Raw genomic sequence first — 22,039 nt, forward strand, 5'->3', positions numbered from 1 at the left:
TCAGGATAAAGATTACGAACTACGCCGTACGCGCCAGAGGTCTGCGCCGACTAGGCTGACCCGAGCCGGCTGAAGGCCCCTGGCGATGCCCGGCCAGCAGCTCGCGGATCTGGGCGGCCGGCTTCGGCGGGCTGAACAGGTAGCCCTGCATTTCCGAGCAACCGAGCTCGCGCAGCAATTGCTGCTGCTGCGCGGTCTCGACGCCTTCCGCCGTCGTGGTCATGCTGCGCTCGGCGGCGATGTTGACGACCGCCTCGACGATGCCGGCCGAGCCCTGCGGATCGGCGATGTCGGTGACGAAGCAGCGGTCGATCTTGATCTTGTCGAACGGGAAGCGCTTCAGATAGCTCAGCGACGAATAGCCGGTGCCGAAATCGTCGAGCGCGATCCGGATGCCGATGGCGCGGAGCTGGTGCAGCGCGGCGAGCGCCGTCTCGTCGTCACGGATCAGCACGGCCTCGGTGATCTCGAGCTCGAGCCGGCCGGCTGACAGTCCCGATGCCGCCAGGGCGGCGATCACCTTGAGTGCCAGCGTGCCGCTTCGGAACTGCACCGGCGAGACGTTGACCGCGAGCTTGATCTGATCGGGCCAGTTCACGGCTTCCTTGCAGGCCGTCATCAGCACCCATTCGCCGAGCTGGTTGATCAGGCCGGTCTCCTCGGCGATCGGCACGAACTCCGCCGGCGAGATCATGCCGCGTGCCGGGTGGCGCCAGCGCACCAGCGCCTCGCAGCCGGTGATCTCGTTGCTGCGCAGGTCGACGCAGGGCTGGTAATGCACTTCGAGCCCGCTGCCGGCGGAGATCGTCTGCCGCAGCTCCATCTCGAGCTCGCGGCGGGCGCGGGCGTCGGCATCCATCGCCGGCTCGAAGAAGCGCGAGACACGCCGGCCGGCCGACTTCGCCGCATACATCGCCAGGTCGGCATTCTTCATGATCTGGTCGAGATCGGTGCCGTCCTTCGGCGCCAGCGCAATACCGATGCTGGCGTCGGTCGTGACCTGGTGGCCGAGGCATTGATAGGGGGAGCGGATCACCTCGTAGATGCGTGCGACGAGGTCCGTGACCTCGACCTCGCTCCGCACGCCGGTCTGCACGATCGCGAATTCGTCGCCGCCGAGCCGGGCAACGAAATCGCCGTCGCCGATCACGCCGCTCAACGTCCTCGCCACGGACTTGAGAAGGTCATCGCCGACCATGTGGCCGAGCGAGTCGTTGACGCCCTTGAATTCGTCGATGTCGATATAGAGCACCGCCAGCTGGCTGTCTGCTGTGACATGCGGCAGCTCACGCTTGATCTCCTCGTGGAACAGCGCGCGGTTCGGCAGGTCGGTGAGAGCATCGTAATGCGCAAGATGCGTGATGCGCTCCTCGGCGCGGCGGCGCTCGGTGACGTCCTCGTGGGTCGCAAGCCAGCCGCCGTCGGCGAGCGGCTCGTTGACGATCTGGATCGAGCGCCCGTCGGGTGTCGTGATCACCATGGTGTTGCGGACGCCGACGTCGCGCAGCACCAGGTTGACGTAGCGTTCGACGTCGCCCTGGAACGAGCCGGTCAGGTGGCGATGGACGACGACGTCGCGGAAGCTGCAGCCGGGCCGGATGACGTCAGCGGACAATCCGTACATCTCGATGTAGCGCTTGTTGCAGATCACCAGGCGCTGCGCAGCATCGAACAGCAGCAGACCCTGGGTCATGTTGTTGACAGCGGTGTCGAGCCGGAGCTTCTCCAGCGTCAGGCGCTGCTGCTGGGCGCGATGCTGCTGCAGCAGCTTGCGCACCACGAGCGTCAGCAGGGTCGCGATCGCCAGCACGGAGATGCTGGTCACCGCGATCAGGATGGCGATCTGCTCGCGCCAGTTGGCGAGTGCCGCTTCCGTCGTGGTTGTCGCGACGACCACGATCGGGAACTTGGTGAGCGCGCGCGACGACACCAGACGGTCCTTGCCGTCCACCGGGCTGGTCAGCCGCGAGGTGCTCGCTGGCTGCTCGAACACCTGCTGCTGGCTGGCAGGGCCGGTGCGGAAGTTCTTCCCGATCATCTCCTCGACATGGGGATAGCGCGCCAGCAGCGTGCCGTCGCGATGGTGCATCGAGATCGCGGCGCCTTCGCCGAGCGCAACGGTGGAGAAGAATTTCTCGAAGGTCGCCGGCTCGATACCCCGGCCGACCACGCCGAGGAACTCGCCATGCGGACCGGTGACCTTGCGGACGATGGCGGTGGTCCAGGCTCCGCTGACGCGGCTGACCACCGGCGCCACCAGCATGTCGGGCGAGTAGGGGCTTGACTTGAATATCTGGAAGTAGCTGCGATCGGCGATGCTGGCCTGCGGCAGCGGCCAGGCGCCCGAGCTGTTGATCAGCACCCCGTCGGCGTCGAACACATTGAGGCTGCCGACATTGGACAACGCGTCCATCTTGGACTTGAGCATCGCATGTATGTCGGCCGCCGACATCCGGCGTTTGTAATTCTCCGGCGTCGCGAGCCCGTTGTCGCGCATGAACGCGATCAGGTCGCGCTGGACAACCTCAAGGTCGTCGAGCTGCTGGTCGAAATGCCGTGCCAACAGCAGCACGGTGTTCTCGAGCTCGCGCTCGCTGTTGTGCAGGGCGCGCTCGCGGAAATTCTCGGCCATCAGGGTGGCGCCGATTGCGATCGCGGCCATCAGCACGGCGCCGCCAAGGATCAGCCAGCGGATCGGACCGCTGCCGATCACCGAGTTGATGTTGAACGAGGCGTTGCCGTTTGGATTCATCTGACGCTATCGCTTCCAGGCGTTTCACCCGGAAGTAGGTTTCGTACACCTCCGGCCCGCGAAAGTCGTATCCAAACGAGATGGAGCGCCGGTTAGCGAGATTGGTTAACGAATGGTTGCCTGAATGGGGTGGGCGCTGCCCCCTTCGCTACGTATTTCCATTCGAACGAATGAAATGAGGAAATTGCCGTCGACGAAGCTTGCGCGCCCGGTACGCCGCGTCGGGGCTGATTGATATCGGGACAACAAGTTCCGAGAGCTGAACTGCACATTCTGCCGACGAAAGCGCGATGCGCGGAATCGATTGCCGCGTGCGAGGCCGGTTCAATAATCCGTTTACGATCTAAGTCCATGACGCGGCACAACGTCGTCGTCGGCACGTTACTTGCGTGCCGTCGGACGCCGTTCAGTGCGTGAAAGTGTCATTATGAAAAAGCTTGTGCAGAATTTTTGTGCCGACGAGACCGGAGCCACCGCGATCGAGTACGGGCTGATCGCAACCGGCGTTGCCATCGCAATCATCGCTGCGGTGAAAGGCGTCGGCACCAAGCTCTCGGGCACCTACAGCACGGTCAGCGGCTCGCTGAAATAATCCAGCGCATCGGCGATCACGCGCCCGCGCGATAGTGCCCGGACTTGCCGCCGATCTTCTCGATCAGATGAATGCCTTCGATGCGCACGCCGCGCTCGACCGCCTTGATCATGTCGTAGATCGTCAGGCAAGCGACCGAAACCGCGGTCAGCGCCTCCATCTCGACGCCGGTCGGCCCCGTCACCTTGACGCTGGCGCGGACGATGCAGCCGGGCAGCTTGGCGTCGGTTGCGATATCGATCGTGACCTTGCTCAGCGCCAGCGGGTGGCAGAGCGGGATCAATTCCGAGGTCCGCTTCGCCGCCATGATGCCGGCGATCCGCGCGGTCGCCAGCACATCGCCCTTCTTGGCCTCGCCGGATTCGATCAGCGCGAGCGTTGCCTTGCTCATCAGGACGCGGCCTTCGGCAACCGCGGTCCGCTCGGTCGCCGGCTTGGCCGAGACGTCGACCATGCGCGCGTCACCCTTGGCGTCGATATGAGTGAGGGCCGTGCCCGACGGCTCGACCTTGCTCTTGGCCTTGGTTGTCCGCGCCATCGCGTCAGCGCGTGCCGGTGGCGCGCGATGCGGTCGGCCGCGTCAGCAATGCGCGGGTCGCCGCGGTGACGTCCTGCTGGCGCATCAGGCTCTCGCCGACCAGGAATGTCGACATCCCGACGCGTTCGAGGCGGGCGAGGTCGTCAGGTGTGAAGATGCCGCTCTCGCCGACCATCAGGCGGTCGCGCGGGATCAGCGGCGCCAGCGCCTCGCTGGTCGCGAGCGTGGTCTCGAAGGTACGGAGATTGCGGTTGTTGACGCCGATCATCGGCGATCGCAGCTTCAGGGCGCGATCGAGCTCGGCGCGGTCGTGGATCTCGATCAGCACATCCATGCCATGGCCGAGCGCGGCATCCTCGATCTCACCGGCCGCGCCATCGTCGAGCGCGGCCATGATGATCAGGATGCAATCGGCGCCATGGGCGCGCGCCTCCGCCACCTGATAGGTGTCGAACATGAAGTCCTTGCGCAGCACCGGCAGATTGGTCGCCGCACGGGCCGCCACCATGAAGTCGAGATGGCCCTGGAACGAGGGCGCATCGGTCAGCACCGACAGGCACGCCGCGCCGCCGGCCTCATAGGCTTTCGCGAGAACGGGCGGATCGAAGTCGGCGCGGATCAGCCCCTTCGAGGGCGAGGCCTTCTTCACTTCCGCGATCAGGGCATACTCGCCGCTTGCATGCTTGTCCTTGAGGGCGCGGACGAAGCCGCGCGGGGCCGGCGCCGATTTCGCCAGCGCCTCGACGTCGGCGAGCGGACGCGCGCGCTTCGCAGCGGCGATCTCCTCGCGCTTGTAAGCCTCGATCTTGGTCAGGATGTCCGACATCTCTGTACTCTCAACCGTTGGAAACCGCGACCAGATGCTTCAGCCGTGCCGCGGCCGCGCCGCTGTCGAGCGACTGGGTACCGATCGCAACGCCTTCCTTCAGATCCTTGGCGCGCCCGGCAACGATGAGCGCAGCGGCAGCGTTCAGCAAAGCGACGTCGCGATAGGCGCTCGGCTTGCCGTTCAGCACGCTGGACAGCGCGATCGCGTTGGCATCGGCATCGCCGCCCTTCAGCGCCTCGCCGCCGACGCGGCCGAGGCCGGCATCTTCCGGCGTGACCTCTGATGTCGTGATCTCGCCGTTCTCCAGCCTGGCAACGAAGGTCGGGCCGGTGAGAGTGATCTCGTCGAGGCCATCGGAGCCGTGCACGACCCAGATCTTGTCGGAGCCGAGATTCTTCAAGACCTGCGCCAGCGGCTGGACCCATTGCCGCGAGAACACGCCGACCATCTGCCGCTTGACGCCGGCCGGGTTCGACAGCGGTCCGAGCAGGTTGAAGATGGTGCGGGTGGCGAGCTCGACCCGGGTCGGGCCGACATTCTTCATGGCCGGATGATGCGCCGGCGCGAACATGAAGCCGATGCCGGCTTCCTTGACGCAGCGCCCGACCTGTTCGGGCGTCAGGTCGATCTTGACGCCGAGCGAGGCCAGCACGTCGGCCGAGCCCGAACGGGACGACAGCGCGCGGTTGCCGTGCTTGGCAACGGGCACGCCGGCGCCGGCCACGATGAAGGCGGCGCAGGTCGAGACGTTGACCGAGCCGGAGCCGTCACCGCCGGTGCCGACGATGTCGACGGCCTCGGCCGGCGCCTTGACCGGCAGCATCTTGCCGCGCATCGCGCTCACGGCGCCGGTGATCTCCTCGACGGTCTCGCCGCGCACCCGCAGCGCCATCAACAGCCCGCCCATCTGCGAGGGCGTGGCATCGCCCGACATCATGCTGTCGAAGGCAGACGCCGCTTCTTCACGCGTCAGCGTGGCGCCGGTGGCGACTTTTCCGATGATCGATTTCAGGTCGTCCATTCGCTGGCTCAGGTCTGTTGTTGGAGCGCGGCAAACACGGAAAGCGCTTGCACCGGGATCATGCTCAATTATTTGCGCCTGTCACCTGTGCGAAGGCTGCCTGGTTGACGGTCACGCCGATGTCGGACTCGATCTTCGAGACATATTGCGCGACCTGCTCGTCGCTCAACGAGCGCCGCAGCGCCTCGGTGAGCTGCTTGACCTCGTTGGAGGCAAAGTCGACCGGGGGCACCGTCACGCCGGTGACGCGGAACACGACCCACTGGCTGCCGCCGGCGACGGACGTCTGTCCGTCGCTGTCCTTGGCGGTGCGGAAGGCGGCTGCGATCACGCCGGCCGGCACGTTCGGCAGGGTTGCCTCGCGGCGGAAGTTCGCCGCGGTCTCCACCTTGACGCCGGCCGCGGTGGCCTCGTCGGCGAGCTTGGCACCGCCATCGAGCTTCTGCACGATCTCGGTCGCCTTGGCGCGCAGCTTGGCGGAGACTTGGTCCTCGCGCCATTTGGCCTCGACCTGGTCGCGGACCTCGTCGAGGGTGCGCTCGCGCGACGGCGTGATGCCGAGCACGTCGTACCAGACATAGCCGTTGTTGAACTGGATCGGGTCGTTGTCGACGCCGACGTCGCTGTTGAAGGCCTGCGACACCACGTCGAGGCCGCGCGGAATGTTGGACGCGACCTGGCCGTTCGGCAGACGCCCCGAGCGGTCGACCGCGTCGATCGTGACGGCGGTCAGTTTCAGCTTCTGTGCCGCATCGATGACGCTGGAGCCGCCGCCGCGCTCGTCTTCCATCTTGTCGCGCAGCTCGGCGACCTTGGTGCGGGCGCGCTCGGATGCGATCTCGTTCTTCACCTGCTGGGCGAGGCTCTCATAGGTCGGGGTCACGCCGGGCTCGATCTTGCCGACCTTGACCAGCGCGATGCCAAAGCGGCCCTGGACCGGCTGGCTGACTTCGCCTGTGGGCAGCGCGAAGGCGGCATCGCCAACCGCCGGATCGAGGATCGCCGACTTTGCGACCAGACCGAGATTGACGTCGGCCGGATTGAGCTTGCGCTCCTTGGCAATGTCGTCGAACGAGGTGCCCGACGCGATGCGGGCGCGGGCAGCCTGCGCCTCACCGGCGTCCGGGAATACGATCTGCGATACCTCACGTTTTTCCGGCGTGCTGAGCCGGTCCTTGCGCTCTTCGAAGAGCTTCCTGGCATCCTCATCCGACACCGTTTCCCACTTGCCGATTTCCTCGGGCGTGATCGCGACGAAGGCGATCTTGCGGTATTCGGGCGCACGGAATTGAACCTTGTGGTCCTCGAAATAGGCGGCGAGCGCCTCGGGCGAGGGCGGATCGATGGTGCCGGCCTGTGCAGCGCCGAGGGTGACGTAGTCGATCGAGCGCTGCTCGTTCTGGAAACGGGTCAGCGCCTCGACCATCGATTTGGTCGGCTCGATCCCGGACGAGACGGTGCCGGCGATCTGCCGCCGCAGGCCGACGCGGCGCTGCTCGGCGATGTAGCGGCCTTCGGTGTAGCCAAAGTTGCGGATCACGGACTGGAAGCGCTGCGGGTCGAACTGACCGTTGAGGCCCTTGAAGTTCGGGTCGTTGTAGATCGTGCGCAGCACCTCGGCGTCGGACTGGTTGAGGCCCATGCGGCGCGCCTCCTCGTCGAGTGCGGCCTCCGCGAGCGTCTGCTGCAGCACCTGGCGGTCAATCCCGAAGGCGCGCCTGATCCGGGGTCAGCGGGCGGCCGAACTGGCGGCCGAGCTGCTGCAACCGGTCGGTGTAGATCTGGCGGAACTGCTCGGCCGAAATCTCGGTCCCGCCGACCTTGGCGAAGGTCGACTGGCCAAACCCCTTGAAGATGTCGGCAATGCCCCAAATTCCGAAACTGACGATCAAAACGCCCATCACCACGGCCATAATCGTCTTGCCGAGCCAGTTTGATGAGGCTTTCCGCATTCCTCGAAGCATGGGTCCAACTTGTTTTACAGGAGGGGAACCGGGTCGTGCCCAAGTGGGACCAAAAGTCAGGACTTTTTGTCCGGCAGCAGGGGCGTCACCGAATTGAAAACGCTTATAAAGTGGCCGACGCGCGCCCGCAACCATGGGTGAGGGGGCGGATTGAAGCGGTAAGACGCCGCGCGGCCGGCGTGATCCGGTGCTCTGGAAGTCGCCGCCCGGCTCTGATAGCGCAGGGGCACGCTCGAACGATGGGAAATCCGACATGACCGACGCCATCCGGCCGCTGATCGCCGGCAACTGGAAAATGAACGGCCTGAAATCCTCTTTTGCCGAGTTCGACGCAATGCTGGCGGGCGCCGGCGACGTCGCTGCCAAGGCGGATCTCCTGGTCTGTCCGCCGGCGACATTGGTCGAGGCCTTTGCCGACAAGGCACGCGGCTCGAAGGTCGCCGTCGGCGCCCAGGACTGCCACCCGAAGGCATCGGGTGCCCACACCGGCGACCTCTCGGCGGAGATGTTCAAAGACCTTGGCGCGGTCGCGATCATCGTCGGCCACTCCGAGCGGCGCGCCGACCATGGCGAGACCGACGCGTTGATTCGGCAGAAGGCGGAGGCCGTCTGGCGCGCCGGATTGACCGCGATCGTCTGCATCGGCGAGACGCGCGAGCAGCGCGATGCCGGCAAGACGCTCGATGTCTGCGGCACCCAGCTTGCGGGCTCACTGCCCGACGGTTCGACCGCAGCCAACCTAGTGGTGGCCTATGAGCCGGTCTGGGCGATCGGCACCGGCCTGACCCCGACAGCCAAGGATGTCGAGGAAGTTCATCGGTTTATCCGAGGTCAGCTCACCGATCGCTTCAAGGCCGAGGGAAACAGGATCAGGATCCTGTATGGCGGCTCGGTCAAGCCGTCGAACGCAGCCGAGCTGATGGCGGTCGCCAATGTCAACGGCGCGCTGGTCGGCGGCGCCAGCCTGAAGGCGTCCGACTTCCTGGCGATCGCCGCGGGCTGCTAGGCGGCCGCCGCGCCGATCCGCTTCCAGTAGATCATCGTCCCGGTGAGGCCGCCGTGCGGCTTCAGTGCGTAATCCGGGATGATGCCGCTGAGCTGAAAGCCTGATCTCTCGTAGAGCGGCGCGGCGCCGTCGTCGACGGCGGTGTCGAGCACCAGCAACGCGCGTCCGTGCGCGATCGCAAGCGCCTCGGCGGCGCGCAGCAAGGCGGTCGCGACGCCGCGATGGCGATGGCTGAGGCGCGTCATCATCTTGGCGATCTCCGCGCGATGCGGCTGGTTCGGCGGCAGCTTGAGCAGCAGCGTCACGGTGCCGATCAGATTGTCGCCGTCGAATGCGCCGAGTACGATTCGCTCACCGCGGGCCGCGGCGCCAAGCGAGTCCTGCCAGAACGCCTCGGCGTCATTCAGCGCCAATGGATGCATGAAGCTCACGGAGCCGCCGCTGGCGACGGTCTCAATCAGGAGTTCGCTGAGCGCGCTGCGAATCTCAGGCGCATCCTCGAGCGGCTTGATGACAAAGTGCGACATGCATTCAGCTCCGCGCCAGCGTCACGACGTAGATACAGGCGGTATTGCTCTCGTTGGCGAAGGTCGTTTCCGCCGGCGGACCGAAGCCGAGGCAATCGCCGGCGGCGAGTTCATGGCGCGCACTGCCTTCGGTGATGACGAGGCTGCCGCTCAAGACCCAGACCAGTTGGCGGATATGGGCGTAGGAAGAGGCGGGCAGCGTCACCGTCTGCTTTGGCGGCAGCTCGACCCGCACCAACTCGACCGGATGATCTGGGCTGCTGAACACCTGGCGGCGCAGATAGCCGGTTTCAGGATCGCGCCAAACCGGCTGCCTGGCGGCGCGTGACACCCGCTCGTTCGGCCCCTCGACGCGCAGCATCAGCCCGGCCAAGGTGAGATCGAAGGCTGAGGCAATGCGGACCAGCACGGCCGCGGTGGGGCTGACCTCGGCGCGCTCGATCTTGCTGATGGTGGCCTTGGAGACGTCGGACGTTTTGGCGAGATCTGCGAGCGACCAGCCGCGTTGGTCGCGTTCCAGCCGAATCCGTTGCGCCAGGCGTTGGGTGAGGTCGTCTACTAAAATATCCATTTGTCTACTTTAGTAGAAAATCACGGCCTCGTTCAAGTGCCCAGGCGGTGGTGATGCAGGCCGCTTGCCATCATGCGCGCTGCGACTATCTCGGGGGTGACAATGCCCGGTGCAATCGTGTAACAGGGCGCGACTTTCACGAAACCCGCAAAGCCGATAGCGCCGTTTGTCTGGCCGCTTGGCGGCTTGTGACGGAAGGCTTGCGATGCAGACTGTCGTTATCATTATTCACCTCATGATCGTCAGCGTCATGATCGGCGCGGTGCTGCTGCAGAAGTCCGAAGGCGGCGGCCTCGGTATGGGTGGTGGCGCCGGCTTCATGTCGAGCCGCGGCACGGCGAATCTGCTGACCCGGACCACGGCGATCCTCGCGGTCGGCTTCTTCGTGACCAGCCTGTTCCTGTCCTGGTACGCGGGCTACGACCGCAAGCCGAGCTCGATCATCGGCACCGGCGCGCCGGCGCAGCAGACCCAGCCGGCCGGCGGTACCCCGCTGACGCCCCCGACCTCCGGTGGCATCCTCGATTCGCTGAAGAAGTCCGACGAGCAGCAGGGCCAGCAGGCGCCGAGCGGTCCGCAGGCGCCACGGTCGCAATAAAGCAGGATGGCCATGCAGGATACGGCGCTGGTATCCTGCATCCAAAACCCCCATTAATGCTCTGAAATCGCTTCCAATTTAACGTAACCCACAGCCCGGTGGATTGTTTGCCGGGAACAGCCGATTCGTTTTGCGAATCGGTGGAGTCGGCTTAAAGGTAAAGTCCCATGGCGCGGTACATATTCATCACCGGCGGCGTGGTCTCCTCGCTCGGAAAAGGTCTTGCATCAGCGGCGCTCGGCGCTTTGCTGCAGGCCCGGGGCTACAAAGTCCGCCTTCGCAAGCTCGATCCCTATCTCAACCTCGATCCCGGAACGATGTCGCCGTATCAGCACGGCGAAGTGTTCGTGACCGACGACGGCGCCGAGACCGACCTCGATCTCGGCCATTACGAGCGTTTCACCGGTCGTCCGGCCACCAAGGCCGACAACATCACGACCGGGCGCATCTACCAGGACATCATCACCAAGGAACGCCGCGGCGACTATCTCGGCGCGACGATCCAGGTGGTCCCGCACGTCACCAACGCGATCAAGGAATTCGTGCTGTCGGGTAACGACGACTACGATTTCGTGCTGGTCGAGATCGGCGGCACCGTCGGCGACATCGAGGGCCTGCCGTTCTTCGAGGCGATCCGCCAGCTCAAGAACGAGCTGCCGCGCGATCATGCCGTCTACATTCATCTGACACTTCTGCCGTACATTCCAAGTGCCGGCGAACTCAAGACAAAGCCGACGCAGCATTCGGTGAAGGAGCTGCGCTCGATCGGCATTCAGCCGGATATCCTGCTGTGCCGCACCGACCGCGAAATCCCCAAGGAAGAGCGGCGCAAGCTCGGCCTGTTCTGTAACGTGCGCGAGAGCGCCGTGATCGAGGCGCGCGACGTCGACAACATCTACGCCGTGCCGGAGGCCTATCACGCCGCCGGCCTCGACGACGAGGTGCTGGCTGCGTTCGGCATCACCGCAAAGATTCCGCCGGCGCTGCAGAGCTGGAACGTGATCAACGAGCGCGTCCGCAATCCGGAAGGCGCGGTGACGATCGCGATCGTCGGCAAATACACCGGCATGAAGGACGCCTACAAATCGCTGATCGAGGCGCTCTCCCATGGCGGCATCGCCAACAAGGTGAAGGTCAATCTCGACTGGATCGAGAGCGAGGTGTTCGAGAACGAAGACCCGGCGCCCTTCCTCGAGCACGTCAACGGCATCCTGGTGCCCGGCGGCTTCGGCCAGCGTGGCGCCGAGGGCAAGATCCGCGCGGCGCAGTTCGCGCGTGAGCGCGACGTGCCGTATTTCGGCATCTGCTTCGGCATGCAGATGGCCGTGATCGAGGCGGCGCGCAATCTGGTCGGCATCGAAGAGGCCAACTCGACCGAGTTCGGCCCGACCAAGGAGCCGCTGGTCGGCCTGATGACGGAATGGCTGCGCGGCAACGAGCTCGAGAAGCGTTCGCAGAGCGGCGACCTCGGCGGCACCATGCGGCTCGGCGCCTATCCCGCGGCGCTCAACCGCGGCAGCCGCGTCTCCCAGGTCTATGGCGGCGCGACCGAGATCTCCGAGCGGCATCGCCATCGCTACGAGGTCAACACCGCCTACAAGGATCGCCTCGAGCAGCATGGTCTGCGCTTCTCCGGCATGTCGCCCGACGGCGTGCTGCCGGAAATCGTCGAGTATGAGGACCACCCCTGGTTCATCGGCGTCCAGTTCCATCCCGAGCTGAAGTCGCGGCCCTTCGAGCCGCATCCGCTGTTCGCGTCGTTCATCGAGGCGGCGGCGAAGCAGAGCCGTCTGATGTAAAGCGGCCGTCGGCTGTGCCGCTACACGGCGGCACAGTCCTCGCTGGCCAGGCGTTCTTTCTTGATCGGTGAGACGTTCGAACCGGCCGCCGGCGTGACGTCGCGCGTCATCAGCTTGTGTTGCGGGCGTCGCGTCAGCCGGTAGACCGCGGCGGGCGGCACGTTGAGGATGGCGCGGTCGACCAGCGTGGCGCGCAGCCCGAGGCGGTCGAGGATCGGCCGCCGCACCGGGCAGCGCATGCCGTAGGTGAATTGATAGAACGCGCCGCCGGGACGCATGTAGCTGAATGCGCCACTGACGATCGATATGACCTTGCGCGGTGACATGTTGAGCAGCGGCAGTCCGCTGACGACCGCGCCGACCGGCGCGCCGTCGTAAAGCCGTTCCGAGGCCAGCCGCGCGGCGTCCATCCACAGCACGCGCGCGCCGGGAAAACGCAGCTGCAACAGCCGCATGAAATCCGAACCGTACTCGATCAGTGTGAGATCCTGCTGCCGCACGCCGCGCTTCAACAGCTGATAGGTGAAGGCGCCGGTACCTGGGCCGAGCTCGAGGACCGGACCGGTGTTGGCGGTGATGTCGCGTGTGATCAGTTCGGCGAGCGCAGCGCCCGACGGTGCGATGGCGCCGACGCGGCCGGGGGCCGCCATCCACGCCGTGAAGAAAGACAGGAGATCATGTGACATTGGGATTCCCAGCAAAGTGTCGTCGCGCCTCGACTCGATTGCGTAGCGCGATCTCTTCTTTGCGGGGTCTGCATTGCGACAACATTGCGCAATGTTGCTGGAGTCCCGTTCCGATTGAATCGGAACGTCGCGCTGGATTCTAGTCGTGATGCGTTTTCTTCACGCGTACCGTTTCCCGCTTCGCTCGACACGCGCTCGCATCACGAAACGTACGGCGCCGGCGGCAACGTGAGACGGAAGCACGCGCCGCCCTTCGGTCCGTCGAGCACGGAGACGTGACCGCCATGCAGCCTTGCGATCTCGCGCACCATGTTGAGCCCGAGGCCGGCGCCGCGGTCGAGCGGTGCGAGCCGGTAGAACGGATCGAAGATCCGCGTGCGCTGATCCTTGGGAATGCCGTCGCCTTCATCCATCACGTCGATCGTCGGGGCGCTGCCAACACGGATCGTGATGGTGCCGCGCCGGCCGCCATGCTGGATGGCGTTCTGCACGAGGTTGGTCAGCGCACGCTCCAGCGCGGCGCGGTCGCCTGATGTTTCGACCCGATCGGTTGCTGCATCGAGCGACAATTCATAGCCGGCCGCGATCGCCAGCGGCGCGAGATCGGCGGCGACCGTGCGCGCGACCGCGACCAGATCGACGCGCCCAAACGGGTTGCGGCACTGGTCGAAGCGCTGGATGTCGAGCAGCTGCTCGGCCAATGTTGCAAGCCGGGCGGAATCTTCGAGCAGCCGCGTTTTCTCGGGCCCCGCCGGCAGGGACTCCAGCCTTGTGTTGAGGATCGCGATCGGCGTGCGCAATTCGTGCGCAGCGTCGGCTACGAAGCGCTGATGGCGCGAGTAGCCGTCGTCGAGCCGCTTCAGCGCGTCATTGACGGCGGTCACGAGTGGGGCGACTTCGAGCGGCAGATGGTCGGCCGACAGCCGGCTGCCGCGCTGGCGGAAGTCGATCCGGCGCGCCTCATGCGCCGCGGAATCGATGCCCGCAAAGGCGCGCCGCACCACCATCGGCGTCGCGATGAAGGTGGCACATGCCATCAGCAACAGGCCGGGCAGGGTGCTGCCCAGGCACGTCAGCGTCATCACCAACAGCGCCTTGGTCCCGGTCATCCGGCCTTGCGTCGCGGTCATAATCTGGACGTTGCCGGCATCGGTGTTGACGCGCTTCAGCCGCGCCGCCGGCTTGCCTGGGCTGTCCTCCAGCATCTGATAGCCGAGCCGCGCCTGGCTGATATGGTCGAGAGCATTGCCGATCCGTGCGAAATCGGGCGGCACCTCGCCTTCGGTGAGCGTGTGCCCCTCGCGGTCCCGCACGGCGAACCAGAGATCGGGAATCTCGGCGCGTAGCTTGTTGAGATCGTCGGTCGGACGCAACACGAGTTCGCGTTGCGCGTTGCGCATGATGGCCGATTGCACGACGTCGATGACGCGTTCTTCATCCCGATTGACCAGCAGGAAACCCGAAGCCCACAGCGCGCCAAGCACAGTGAGCACGAGTCCCGTCAGCAACACCGCCTGCAACGCGACCAGGCGCCAGCTCAGTTGCGACCGCAGGCAGTAGTGATCGGCCTGTTCGCTCATGACACCTGCTTCAGCAGGTAACCGACGCCGCGGATGCTGTGGATCTCGATTCCGGCGTCCGACTCGGCAAGCTTGCGCCTGAGCCGCGAGACGTGGGCGTCGAGCGCGTTCGACTGGATCTCGTCCTCGAAATTGTAGACGGCGTCTTCGAGCGTCGCGCGCAGCACGGTACGGCCCATGCGGCGCAGTAGCGTCTCCAGCACCAGGAGTTCGCGCCGCGGCAGGTCGAGCGGGCGGCCGTCGATGCTGGCCTCGCGATGGCTGCAATCGAACGCCATGCGGCCGGCCTTGATGATGTCGAGCTGCATGCCGGCGGGGCGGCGCAGCACGGCGCGCAGCCGCGCCAGCAGCTCCTCGACCGCGAACGGCTTGGCCAGATAGTCGTCGGCTCCGCTGTCGAGGCCGGTGATGCGGTCCGCGAGGTCGCCACGCGCGGTCAGCACGATGATCGGAACGCCATCCGCCTTGGCGCGCAGTTTCGGGATCAGCGTGAGGCCGTCGCCGTCAGGAAGCTGGCGGTCGAGCAGGACGGCTCCATGCACGTCGGCGGAGATCGCTTCCTCGGCCTCGGCAAGGCTCGGCACATGGTCGACGACCATGTCGTAGCCCTTCAGCGCCTGCGACAGCGCCGCAGCCATTTCCGGCTCGTCTTCAACCAGCAGTATCCGCATGTGCTTTGGGTCCAGATCCCGAACAGCCGGTTGTAGGGCAAGTAACATTGCAACAACATTGCGGAAATGGCCGCCTGCCGCGAGCAGAGGTGCCATGTCGTCGTCCCCTCAAGACAGTCCGGAACCCGCTGGCTATAACGGCCCGCCAAGCAAAATCCGGGAAGGACCGCCAATGATCTACGAGACCCGCGTCTATCGCTGCCTGCCGGGCCGGCTGCCGGCGCTGCTGAAGCGCTTCGAGACCGTCACGCTGAAGCTCTGGGACAAGCACGGCATCAAGCAGGCCGGCTTCTTCACGACGCTGGTCGGCGAATCCAACCAGGATCTGACTTACCTGCTGGCCTGGGAATCTCTCGCCGAGCGCGAGAAGAAGTGGACCGCGTTCGTGACCGATCCGGAATGGATCGCCGCGCGCGCCAAGACCGAGGAGGACGGCCAGATCGTTCTCACCATCGAAAACCAGCTCCTGGTGCCGACGTCGTTCTCAGCCGTCAAGTGATGCATTGGGGCGACGACCAGCTATTGGTTGTCGCTTCCAGCAACGGAGGCGAGATTGCCAAATCCGATATCGGGGGAAGCCCCCGAGCGACCCATCACACTGTCTGACGACGCTCGGTTGGTGCTCGTTGATCTGTTGGGCAGGCTCATTGAGGATGAGAAGGGCAGGCGCTTGGTCGATCTGGGCCTCCACGATGCCGAAATCTGGGCATTGAACAGCTTCTACTGCTCGCTCGAGCGATCCGAAGTGACCTCGTTCAAGTCAAACTACGCCTCACTGCTGGACGCCGCGCGATCAAACATCCTGACCGAAAATGGTGGGCCTTGGCCAAGGCACAGTGACGAATGATCGCCAGGGGGCCGCCCTCGTACTTCCGCGCCGCAAGCTCTTGCTGTCCCGCTGCGTGATCAGTCCGGACCCTAGTTCGCGCAGCCCGAGGTCTGATCGCCTTCGCGGACCATCGGCTTGCCGTTGATGAAGACGCCATTGGCGCCGGAGGCCGCCTTGCCGCCGCAATGCGTGCGGTCACCGATCACGACCGCTGGCTTGCCGTTGATCAGGACATTGGGCACGCCTTCGACCAGGGGGCCGCCATTGCTGGTGGTGTCGCCGCTGCGCGCGGCCGGCTTGCCGTTGATGGTGACGCCGGTGGCGCCGCTGGTGACGACGCCGGGCTGGTTGCTGGTCTGGCCAAAGGCGAGGCCCGGCATCGCCGACAGGGCGGCCACGGCTATGATCACAGGCGAAGAGCGCATGTCGTTCCTCATTGGGAATCTGTTCCCCGGCAGTCTATAGGGGCGGTTGGGGCAGGATTGTGATAGCACGGCGCACCCACGGCGTCAGCGCAACCCCCTCATCGTGCAGGATGGCTTGATCCCTCCCGCGCGGGATTGCATGGTCGCAGGCCAGAAGGATGCAGCATTTTGACCAATCAGGTTTCCGCGCAAGCCGCGCCGATCGTTGCCGTCGGATCGGCCAAATTCGGCAACGCCTTGCCGATCTCGATCATCGCCGGTCCCTGCCAGCTCGAGAGCCGCGCGCACGCGCTTGAAGTGGCTTCTGCGCTGAAGGAGATCGCGGCCCGGCTCAAGATCGGTCTGGTCTACAAGACCTCGTTCGACAAGGCGAACCGCACCAGCGCGTCGGCCGCGCGCGGCATCGGGCTGAAGCAGGCGCTGCCGATCTTCGCCGAGATCCGTTCTTCGCTCGGGCTGCCCGTGCTGACCGACGTGCATGAACCCGACCAGTGCGCCGAAGCAGCGCAGGCCGTCGACGTGCTCCAGATCCCGGCCTTCCTGTGCCGGCAGACCGATCTGCTGCTGGCCGCGGCCGCCACCGGCAAGGCCGTCAACGTCAAGAAGGGCCAGTTTCTGGCGCCGTGGGACATGGCCAATGTGGTGAGCAAGATCACCGGCGCCGGCAACGCCAATGTGCTGGTCACCGAGCGTGGCGCGTCGTTCGGCTACAACACGCTGGTCTCGGACATGCGCGCGCTGCCGATCCTTTCGCGCACCACCGGCGCGCCTGTGATCTTCGACGCCACCCATTCGGTGCAGCAGCCGGGCGGCAAGGGCACTTCGTCGGGCGGCGAGCGCGAATTCGTGCCGGTGCTGGCGCGGGCTGCGGTCGCGGTCGGCGTCGCCGGTGTGTTTATCGAGACCCATCCGGATCCGGATCATGCGCCGTCCGATGGCCCCAACATGGTGCCGCTCCGCGACTTCGAATCCCTCGTCAAGCGGCTGATGCAGTTCGACGCGCTCGCCAAGACGGCAGCCTGACCGGCGGAACGACATGACCGCAAAGAGCGGCATGCCGCCGGCCCTCAACGTCATCACGCTGGCGACCTTCGCGGCGAGCCTGTCGGTGCGCGCGCTCGATCCGGTGCTGCCGCATGTCGCGGAGGATTTCGGCGTCAGCATCGCGACCGCGGCGAGCTTTGCCGCGGTATTCGCCTTCACCTTTGCCGCGATTCAGCCGGCGATCGGCGCGGCTGCCGATTTGTTCGGCAAGGCGCGGCTGATGACGATCTGCCTCGGGCTGCTCGGCGTTGCCAACATCCTCGGCGCACTCTCGACCTCGTTTCCGATGCTGTTCGTGACCCGCATCCTGGCCGGTATCGGCTCGGGCGGCGTGTTTCCGGTGGCGCTGTCGCTGACCAGCGACCTCGTCGGCGCTGACAAGCGGCAGCTCGCGATCGGCCGAACGCTGGCGGGCTCGATGACCGGCAATTTGCTCGGCGCCACGGCCTCCGGCCTGATCGGCGATCTGCTCGGCTGGCGCGGTGTGCTCGCGGTGCTCGGCGGTCTCGTCATCATCGTCGCGGTCGCGGTTGCGGCCGGCTTCCGCGGCGCTGAGTTGAACCGTCCGCCGCGCACCAGCCTGAGGGCACTGCGCCACGGCTATCGCACCATCTTCACCAACCCGAACGCGCGCATCTGCTATTCGGCCGTCTTCGTCGAAGGCTGCTGCGTGCTCGGGCTGTTCCCCTTCATCGCCTCGTTCCTGTTCGAGCTCGGCGAGACCTCGCTGTCGATCGCCGGCATCGTGATCGCGGGCTTTGCGATCGGCGGCCTGCTCTACACGCTGACGGTGGCGCGCCTTTTGCCGTTGATCGGGGTGAGGGGGATGATGATCGTTGGCGCGACGCTGGTCGCCATCCAACTCGTCGGCGTCGCCTTCGGGCCGCACTGGAAGCTGCAGATGGCGGGCCTCCTGGTGATGGGCCTCGGCTTCTACATGATCCACGGCTGCTTGCAGGTGTTCGCCAGCGAGCTGTCGGTCGAGGCGCGCGCCACCGCGCTGTCGCTGCACTCGTTCTTCTTCTTCATGGGCCAGACCGTCGGCCCGATCGCCTACGGCTTCGGCCTGCAACACGCCGGCAAGACCGCAACGCTGGTCTCGGCTGCCGCCGTGATGGTCGTGCTCGGATTTATCTGCGCGAGATTCCTCAGGGAGCGCGCACCCGCCGACGCGCATGCAGGCTCCTGAGCGCGGCTGCGAGGGCGTCCTCGCAGCACCATTTCGGGTCACGCGATCGCTACGTCAGATGGAAGGCATCGTGCCCCATCGCGACGTACACCATCGCATTCTCATGCAGCCAATCCGAACTGTTATGCGAGACGTCTGAAGCGAGTTGCGCAAGCTGCTCTGCATGCGAAGGACCATCGACGGAGATTGGCGGAGGGGCGTTGACTGCGGCGCCACCACCGCTGGGGAACACGAAGCCGTCGCCCTGCATCGATGCAACGACATGACCGGCCGCGGGAGACGGATCGGGCGTGAAGCTGACGCCGTGCGGGGAGCTGAAGTTGAAGCCAGGTGCATTGTCGGCTGACAGCAACGGCGTGAAGGCACCCGTCGTCGGGTCCACCTGGCCGAACCCCTTCAGGCTGCCGACCGAGGCGTAGTAATCGTCGGTGTTCAGGCCGGTCGCGTGAAACGAGTAGACCTTGTCGGTGGCCGTATCGGTCAACGTGAACGTACCTGACGTGGCACCGGCTTTGATGACATCGTCAAGGCCCGCCTTGGCGCCGACGCCTGCAATCGGCGTGAACGACACCGATTGGTGGGTCGTACCGGGGTTCTTGATATCGATGATGGTCCCGTCGTCGCCGCTCGACAGCAACAGGTCGCCATTCGGCGCGAGTTTCAGCGAGTCTGGATCGTTCTGTGGCACCACCTCCATCTTGCCGGTCACGGTGTCCAGCCCGGTGGCGCCAAATTCGAGGATGGGCTTGGTGGTCAGCGTGCCCGACGGATGATCGCCGTTGTCGAGCTGGACCACGGTGGCGTCGCCGGGATTGACCGGGTTGGTGTAGCTCAGGAACACCTTGTCGCCCTTGAACACCACATCGTCATAGCCGCGGCTCGCACTCGAATCGGCGTAGCTGAGCGGCGCGGAGACGGCATGCGTCTCCGGATTGATCAGCGTCAGGGTGGGATTGCCGTCCTGGTTCTGCAGCGCCCAGATATCGCCGGTCGTGGGATTGTATTTCAGGCCATCGACCGATCCCGCGATCGAATATGTATATTCTACACTGCCATGTTTGTCGTATTGCACGATTGTGCTCGAGCCTCCGGCGCCAGTCGAATCTGCGCCGTTGCCATATTCGACAAAGGTCGAGCCGTGTGCGGTCGTGACGGAATCAGGCTGGGTCGAACCGTCGGCCGGGGCATGGAAGGTCTTGACCGTGCCGATCTCAGGAAATGGCGCCGCGTTCTTGTCGGGAACGAACACAACGCCGTGCGGCGAACCGAAGCTGAAGCCCGGGGCATTCTCGCTTGACACCAGCGAGGTGAAGATACCGGTGTTCTCGTCGACTTGGCCGAACGCCCCGAGCGAGCCGACCGAGGCATAGTAGTCGTTGGGATTGAGGCCGCTGGCGTGCACCGCCAAGACGTGGCCGTCCTTTGCGTCCGAAATGTAGAACGTTCCCGACGTCGCGGTCGGCTTGATCACGTCATCCAGGCCGGCGTTCCCGACCGAACTGGCGGGAATGCCCTGGATCGGGGTGAAGGCGATGGCCTGACTGGAGGTCCCCGGATTCTGGATATCGATGATCGCGCCGTCGGCGTTGCTCGAGAAGATCAGATCGCCGTTGGCGGCAAGCTTCAGCGAATCCGGATCGCTCTGCGGTACCGCCTCCATCTTGCCCGTCACGGTGTCGTAGCCGATGGCGCCGTCGAGCAGCACGGGGGCGGTGGTGAGCAGGTCGCCAGGCTCCGGGTTGGTGCCGTTCAGCAGCTTCACGATAGTCGGATCGCCGTTGCCGGTCGGATTCGTGTAGCTGAGGAACACCTCGTTGCCCTTGAACACGACGTCGTCATAGCCGCGCGAGGCCGACGGGTTGGCGTAGTTGAAATGCGCTGTGACCGTTTGCGTGTTGGGATCGATCAGAGACAGCGACGAGTGCCCGTCCTGGTTTTGCAGCGCCCAGACCATTCCGGTCTCGGGGTTGTACTTCAGCCCATCGACCGATCCCGCGATCGAGTAGGCATGCACGAAGTGTCCCGCGCGGTCGTACTGGATGATCGTGCTGTTGCCCGGCACGACGCCCGTCGAGTCGACGCCGTTGCCGTATTCCACGAACACGTACTTGTTTGCGAGGGTGATCGAATCCAGTCCGGTCACCCCATTCGGGTGAGCGGCAAATGTCTTGACCGAATCGACATGAGCCATCGGCGGGGCATTCTTGTCGGGAACGAAGGTCAGGCCGTGCGCGGCGGCAAAGTTCGCGCCTGTCACGAGCGGCGTGAAGACGCCGGTGGTCGGATCGACCTGGCCGAAACCGCCGAGGCTCGCAACCGAGGCGTAGTAGTCGTTGGTGTTGAGGCCGCTCGCGTGGAACGAGTAGACGTCCCCCGATTTCGTATCGGTCAGGTAGAACGTGCCCGCGGTCGCACCGGGCTTGATCACGTCATCGAGGCCGGCTTTGCCGACGGAGCCGGCAGGGATTCCCTTGATTGTCGTGAACGCGATCGCTTGGCTGCTGGTCCCGGGATGCTGAACATCGATGATGGTGCCGTCGGCACCGTCAGTGAAGATCAGGTCGCCATTGGGCGCGAGCTTGAGCGAATCCGGATCGGATTGCGGCACGACTTCGGTCGCGCCGGTGACCGTGTTGAAGCCCGTGGCACCGTCGGCGAGGATTGTCGCCGTCAGCAATGTCCCGCTCGGATGGTCGCCATTGAGCAGTTCGACAAGCGTCGGATCGCCGCTGCCGTTCGGATTGGTGTAGCTCAGGAACACCTTGTCGCCCTTGAACACGACGTCGTCATAGCCGCGCGTTGCGGATGGATTGGCAAAGCTCAACGGGCCGGTCACCTTGTGGGTGAGGGGATCGATCAGGGTGAGCGTGGAGTTTCCATCCTGGTTCTGCAGCGCCCAGATCTCGCCGGTGTACGGGTTGTATTTCAAGCCATCGACGGAACCTGCGATCGCATAGCTGTGCTCGACGCTGCCGTTCTTGTTGTACTGTACGATTGTGCTCGAGCCACCGGCACCGGTCGAGTCTGCGCCATTGCCGTATTCGACGAAGATCGTCCCGTTCGCTGTCGTGATGGAATCCGGAGCCGTCGCGCCAATCGTCGTCCCCGACGCGAACGTCTTCATCCCGCTGATCGTGACCATGTCGATCCTCCATGTGTTTGCAATCTTTGGAAACAGGAGGAAACGCTGGGTGGACGACGCCTGTGTGACGATTGGCCGCGCGAATTTTTCCAACGATGGTGGAACCTTTTCGCGATTGCGAGTCGTCCCGATGGCTCAAGCGCTTTCGCGCGTGTTCCGCGCGCATCACGAAAGTGTTGCTGCGAAATCAGCACGGCAAGAGACGCTGGTCTCGGCCGCCGCGATGGTCGTGCTCGGCTGCATCTGAGCGAGAATCCTGAAGCTGCGGCGTCCGGC

20 protein-coding genes and 1 pseudogene are annotated in these 22,039 nt (G+C 65.0%); 9 read left to right on the top strand and 12 right to left on the bottom strand.

Going from position 1 to position 22,039, the window contains the following annotated elements; genetic code table 11:
- Positions 1 to 19 precede the first annotated feature (19 nt).
- Positions 20 to 2,752, bottom strand: coding sequence for a bifunctional diguanylate cyclase/phosphodiesterase (locus H8A95_RS16210; RefSeq protein ID WP_229184027.1), 2,733 nt, complete (start codon positions 2,750 to 2,752; stop codon positions 20 to 22).
- A gap of 427 nt (positions 2,753 to 3,179) precedes the next feature.
- On the opposite strand from H8A95_RS16210, the gene H8A95_RS16215 reads away from it, so the two are divergent.
- Positions 3,180 to 3,344: a Flp family type IVb pilin gene (locus tag H8A95_RS16215; RefSeq protein WP_229184028.1), complete on the top strand. Its 165-nt coding sequence runs from the start codon at positions 3,180 to 3,182 to the stop codon at positions 3,342 to 3,344.
- Between the two features lie 16 nt (positions 3,345 to 3,360).
- On the opposite strand, the gene moaC is transcribed toward H8A95_RS16215, so the two are convergent.
- The 4 genes and pseudogenes from moaC to H8A95_RS16235 all read right to left on the bottom strand — a co-directional run bounded on the left by moaC (position 3,361) and on the right by H8A95_RS16235 (position 7,696).
- The gene (gene moaC, locus H8A95_RS16220; RefSeq protein ID WP_229184029.1) at positions 3,361 to 3,882 is read right to left on the bottom strand and encodes a cyclic pyranopterin monophosphate synthase MoaC; all 522 of its coding nucleotides are present in this window, start codon (positions 3,880 to 3,882) and stop codon (positions 3,361 to 3,363) included.
- A 4-nt stretch (positions 3,883 to 3,886) separates the two neighbouring features.
- On the bottom strand, positions 3,887 to 4,708 hold the full coding sequence (gene trpC / locus H8A95_RS16225; protein WP_229184030.1) for an indole-3-glycerol phosphate synthase TrpC: 822 nt from the start codon (positions 4,706 to 4,708) through the stop codon (positions 3,887 to 3,889).
- A gap of 10 nt (positions 4,709 to 4,718) precedes the next feature.
- A complete protein-coding gene (trpD, locus tag H8A95_RS16230) occupies positions 4,719 to 5,732 on the bottom strand; it encodes an anthranilate phosphoribosyltransferase (RefSeq protein WP_229184031.1) in 1,014 nt (337 codons plus the stop codon).
- 64 nt (positions 5,733 to 5,796) lie between these two features.
- Positions 5,797 to 7,696: pseudogene (locus H8A95_RS16235) on the bottom strand (peptidylprolyl isomerase).
- A gap of 253 nt (positions 7,697 to 7,949) precedes the next feature.
- Here H8A95_RS16235 and tpiA point away from each other — a divergent pair.
- The gene (tpiA, locus tag H8A95_RS16240) at positions 7,950 to 8,702 is read left to right on the top strand and encodes a triose-phosphate isomerase (RefSeq protein WP_229184032.1); all 753 of its coding nucleotides are present in this window, start codon (positions 7,950 to 7,952) and stop codon (positions 8,700 to 8,702) included.
- Here tpiA and H8A95_RS16245 read toward each other — a convergent pair.
- Together H8A95_RS16245 and H8A95_RS16250 are read right to left on the bottom strand one after the other, a co-directional pair.
- Positions 8,699 to 9,229: a GNAT family N-acetyltransferase gene (locus tag H8A95_RS16245; protein WP_229184033.1), complete on the bottom strand. Its 531-nt coding sequence runs from the start codon at positions 9,227 to 9,229 to the stop codon at positions 8,699 to 8,701. The genes tpiA and H8A95_RS16245 overlap by 4 nt on opposite strands.
- A gap of 4 nt (positions 9,230 to 9,233) precedes the next feature.
- Entirely contained in the window at positions 9,234 to 9,800 is a 567-nt protein-coding gene (locus H8A95_RS16250; protein ID WP_229184034.1) for a helix-turn-helix domain-containing protein, read from the bottom strand.
- A gap of 205 nt (positions 9,801 to 10,005) precedes the next feature.
- On the opposite strand from H8A95_RS16250, the gene secG reads away from it, so the two are divergent.
- Together secG and H8A95_RS16260 are read left to right on the top strand one after the other, a co-directional pair.
- Complete coding sequence (gene secG / locus H8A95_RS16255; RefSeq protein WP_229184035.1) at positions 10,006 to 10,398, top strand: preprotein translocase subunit SecG; 393 nt, start codon at positions 10,006 to 10,008, stop codon at positions 10,396 to 10,398.
- A gap of 167 nt (positions 10,399 to 10,565) precedes the next feature.
- On the top strand, positions 10,566 to 12,197 hold the full coding sequence (locus H8A95_RS16260) for a CTP synthase (RefSeq protein WP_092114569.1): 1,632 nt from the start codon (positions 10,566 to 10,568) through the stop codon (positions 12,195 to 12,197).
- A 20-nt stretch (positions 12,198 to 12,217) separates the two neighbouring features.
- Here the strand turns inward: H8A95_RS16260 and H8A95_RS16265 are convergent, their stop codons facing one another.
- The 3 genes from H8A95_RS16265 to H8A95_RS16275 form a co-directional block, all read right to left on the bottom strand.
- Positions 12,218 to 12,883 carry a class I SAM-dependent methyltransferase gene (locus H8A95_RS16265; protein WP_229184036.1) on the bottom strand — a complete coding sequence of 222 codons (666 nt, stop codon included), beginning with the start codon at positions 12,881 to 12,883 and terminating at the stop codon, positions 12,218 to 12,220.
- A 200-nt stretch (positions 12,884 to 13,083) separates the two neighbouring features.
- Positions 13,084 to 14,463: a sensor histidine kinase gene (locus tag H8A95_RS16270; RefSeq protein WP_229184037.1), complete on the bottom strand. Its 1,380-nt coding sequence runs from the start codon at positions 14,461 to 14,463 to the stop codon at positions 13,084 to 13,086.
- The gene (locus H8A95_RS16275; protein ID WP_163162119.1) at positions 14,460 to 15,134 is read right to left on the bottom strand and encodes a response regulator transcription factor; all 675 of its coding nucleotides are present in this window, start codon (positions 15,132 to 15,134) and stop codon (positions 14,460 to 14,462) included. Before H8A95_RS16275 ends, H8A95_RS16270 begins: the two co-directional genes overlap by 4 nt.
- A 172-nt stretch (positions 15,135 to 15,306) precedes the next feature.
- Here H8A95_RS16275 and H8A95_RS16280 point away from each other — a divergent pair, with 172 nt between their 5' ends.
- Positions 15,307 to 15,633 carry an NIPSNAP family protein gene (locus tag H8A95_RS16280; protein WP_229184038.1) on the top strand — a complete coding sequence of 109 codons (327 nt, stop codon included), beginning with the start codon at positions 15,307 to 15,309 and terminating at the stop codon, positions 15,631 to 15,633.
- A 120-nt stretch (positions 15,634 to 15,753) separates the two neighbouring features.
- The gene (locus tag H8A95_RS16285) at positions 15,754 to 15,981 is read left to right on the top strand and encodes a hypothetical protein (protein WP_229184039.1); all 228 of its coding nucleotides are present in this window, start codon (positions 15,754 to 15,756) and stop codon (positions 15,979 to 15,981) included.
- 71 nt (positions 15,982 to 16,052) lie between these two features.
- Here the strand turns inward: H8A95_RS16285 and H8A95_RS16290 are convergent, their stop codons facing one another.
- Complete coding sequence (locus tag H8A95_RS16290) at positions 16,053 to 16,388, bottom strand: PAAR domain-containing protein (RefSeq protein ID WP_229184040.1); 336 nt, start codon at positions 16,386 to 16,388, stop codon at positions 16,053 to 16,055.
- 168 nt (positions 16,389 to 16,556) lie between these two features.
- On the opposite strand from H8A95_RS16290, the gene kdsA reads away from it, so the two are divergent.
- Together kdsA and H8A95_RS16300 are read left to right on the top strand one after the other, a co-directional pair.
- Positions 16,557 to 17,411, top strand: a complete 855-nt coding sequence (gene kdsA, locus H8A95_RS16295; RefSeq protein WP_229184041.1) for a 3-deoxy-8-phosphooctulonate synthase — start codon at positions 16,557 to 16,559, stop codon at positions 17,409 to 17,411.
- A 13-nt stretch (positions 17,412 to 17,424) separates the two neighbouring features.
- Positions 17,425 to 18,621 (top strand): MFS transporter, encoded by a 1,197-nt coding sequence (locus H8A95_RS16300; RefSeq protein WP_229184042.1) that lies wholly within the window; start codon positions 17,425 to 17,427, stop codon positions 18,619 to 18,621.
- Between the two features lie 49 nt (positions 18,622 to 18,670).
- Here H8A95_RS16300 and H8A95_RS16305 read toward each other — a convergent pair whose 3' ends face one another.
- Positions 18,671 to 21,763 (bottom strand): hypothetical protein, encoded by a 3,093-nt coding sequence (locus H8A95_RS16305; RefSeq protein ID WP_229184043.1) that lies wholly within the window; start codon positions 21,761 to 21,763, stop codon positions 18,671 to 18,673.
- On the opposite strand from H8A95_RS16305, the gene H8A95_RS16310 reads away from it, so the two are divergent.
- Entirely contained in the window at positions 21,762 to 22,010 is a 249-nt protein-coding gene (locus H8A95_RS16310; RefSeq protein ID WP_229184044.1) for a hypothetical protein, read from the top strand. The genes H8A95_RS16305 and H8A95_RS16310 overlap by 2 nt on opposite strands.
- The last annotated feature ends 29 nt before the right edge of the window (positions 22,011 to 22,039 follow it).

It is taken from the genome of Bradyrhizobium oropedii (assembly GCF_020889685.1).
In the GTDB taxonomy this organism is placed as follows: domain Bacteria; phylum Pseudomonadota; class Alphaproteobacteria; order Rhizobiales; family Xanthobacteraceae; genus Bradyrhizobium; species Bradyrhizobium oropedii.

Excerpts from the sequence above, each read along its gene's own strand:
- trpC (WP_229184030.1), bottom strand. The coding sequence starts at position 4,708 with ATGTCGGACATCCTGACCAAGATCGAGGCTTACAAGCGCGAGGAGATC.
- H8A95_RS16250 (WP_229184034.1), bottom strand. The coding sequence starts at position 9,800 with ATGGATATTTTAGTAGACGACCTCACCCAACGCCTGGCGCAACGGATT.
- H8A95_RS16265 (WP_229184036.1), bottom strand. The coding sequence starts at position 12,883 with ATGTCACATGATCTCCTGTCTTTCTTCACGGCGTGGATGGCGGCCCCC.
- H8A95_RS16290 (WP_229184040.1), bottom strand. The coding sequence starts at position 16,388 with ATGCGCTCTTCGCCTGTGATCATAGCCGTGGCCGCCCTGTCGGCGATG.
- secG (WP_229184035.1), top strand. The coding sequence starts at position 10,006 with ATGCAGACTGTCGTTATCATTATTCACCTCATGATCGTCAGCGTCATG.
- H8A95_RS16260 (WP_092114569.1), top strand. The coding sequence starts at position 10,566 with ATGGCGCGGTACATATTCATCACCGGCGGCGTGGTCTCCTCGCTCGGA.
- H8A95_RS16245 (WP_229184033.1), bottom strand. The coding sequence starts at position 9,229 with ATGTCGCACTTTGTCATCAAGCCGCTCGAGGATGCGCCTGAGATTCGC.
- H8A95_RS16270 (WP_229184037.1), bottom strand. The coding sequence starts at position 14,463 with ATGAGCGAACAGGCCGATCACTACTGCCTGCGGTCGCAACTGAGCTGG.
- H8A95_RS16310 (WP_229184044.1), top strand. The coding sequence starts at position 21,762 with ATGTCGATCCTCCATGTGTTTGCAATCTTTGGAAACAGGAGGAAACGC.
- H8A95_RS16280 (WP_229184038.1), top strand. The coding sequence starts at position 15,307 with ATGATCTACGAGACCCGCGTCTATCGCTGCCTGCCGGGCCGGCTGCCG.
- moaC (WP_229184029.1), bottom strand. The coding sequence starts at position 3,882 with ATGGCGCGGACAACCAAGGCCAAGAGCAAGGTCGAGCCGTCGGGCACG.
- tpiA (WP_229184032.1), top strand. The coding sequence starts at position 7,950 with ATGACCGACGCCATCCGGCCGCTGATCGCCGGCAACTGGAAAATGAAC.
- H8A95_RS16275 (WP_163162119.1), bottom strand. The coding sequence starts at position 15,134 with ATGCGGATACTGCTGGTTGAAGACGAGCCGGAAATGGCTGCGGCGCTG.
- trpD (WP_229184031.1), bottom strand. The coding sequence starts at position 5,732 with ATGGACGACCTGAAATCGATCATCGGAAAAGTCGCCACCGGCGCCACG.
- H8A95_RS16305 (WP_229184043.1), bottom strand. The coding sequence starts at position 21,763 with ATGGTCACGATCAGCGGGATGAAGACGTTCGCGTCGGGGACGACGATT.
- H8A95_RS16215 (WP_229184028.1), top strand. The coding sequence starts at position 3,180 with ATGAAAAAGCTTGTGCAGAATTTTTGTGCCGACGAGACCGGAGCCACC.
- H8A95_RS16210 (WP_229184027.1), bottom strand. The coding sequence starts at position 2,752 with ATGAATCCAAACGGCAACGCCTCGTTCAACATCAACTCGGTGATCGGC.
- H8A95_RS16300 (WP_229184042.1), top strand. The coding sequence starts at position 17,425 with ATGACCGCAAAGAGCGGCATGCCGCCGGCCCTCAACGTCATCACGCTG.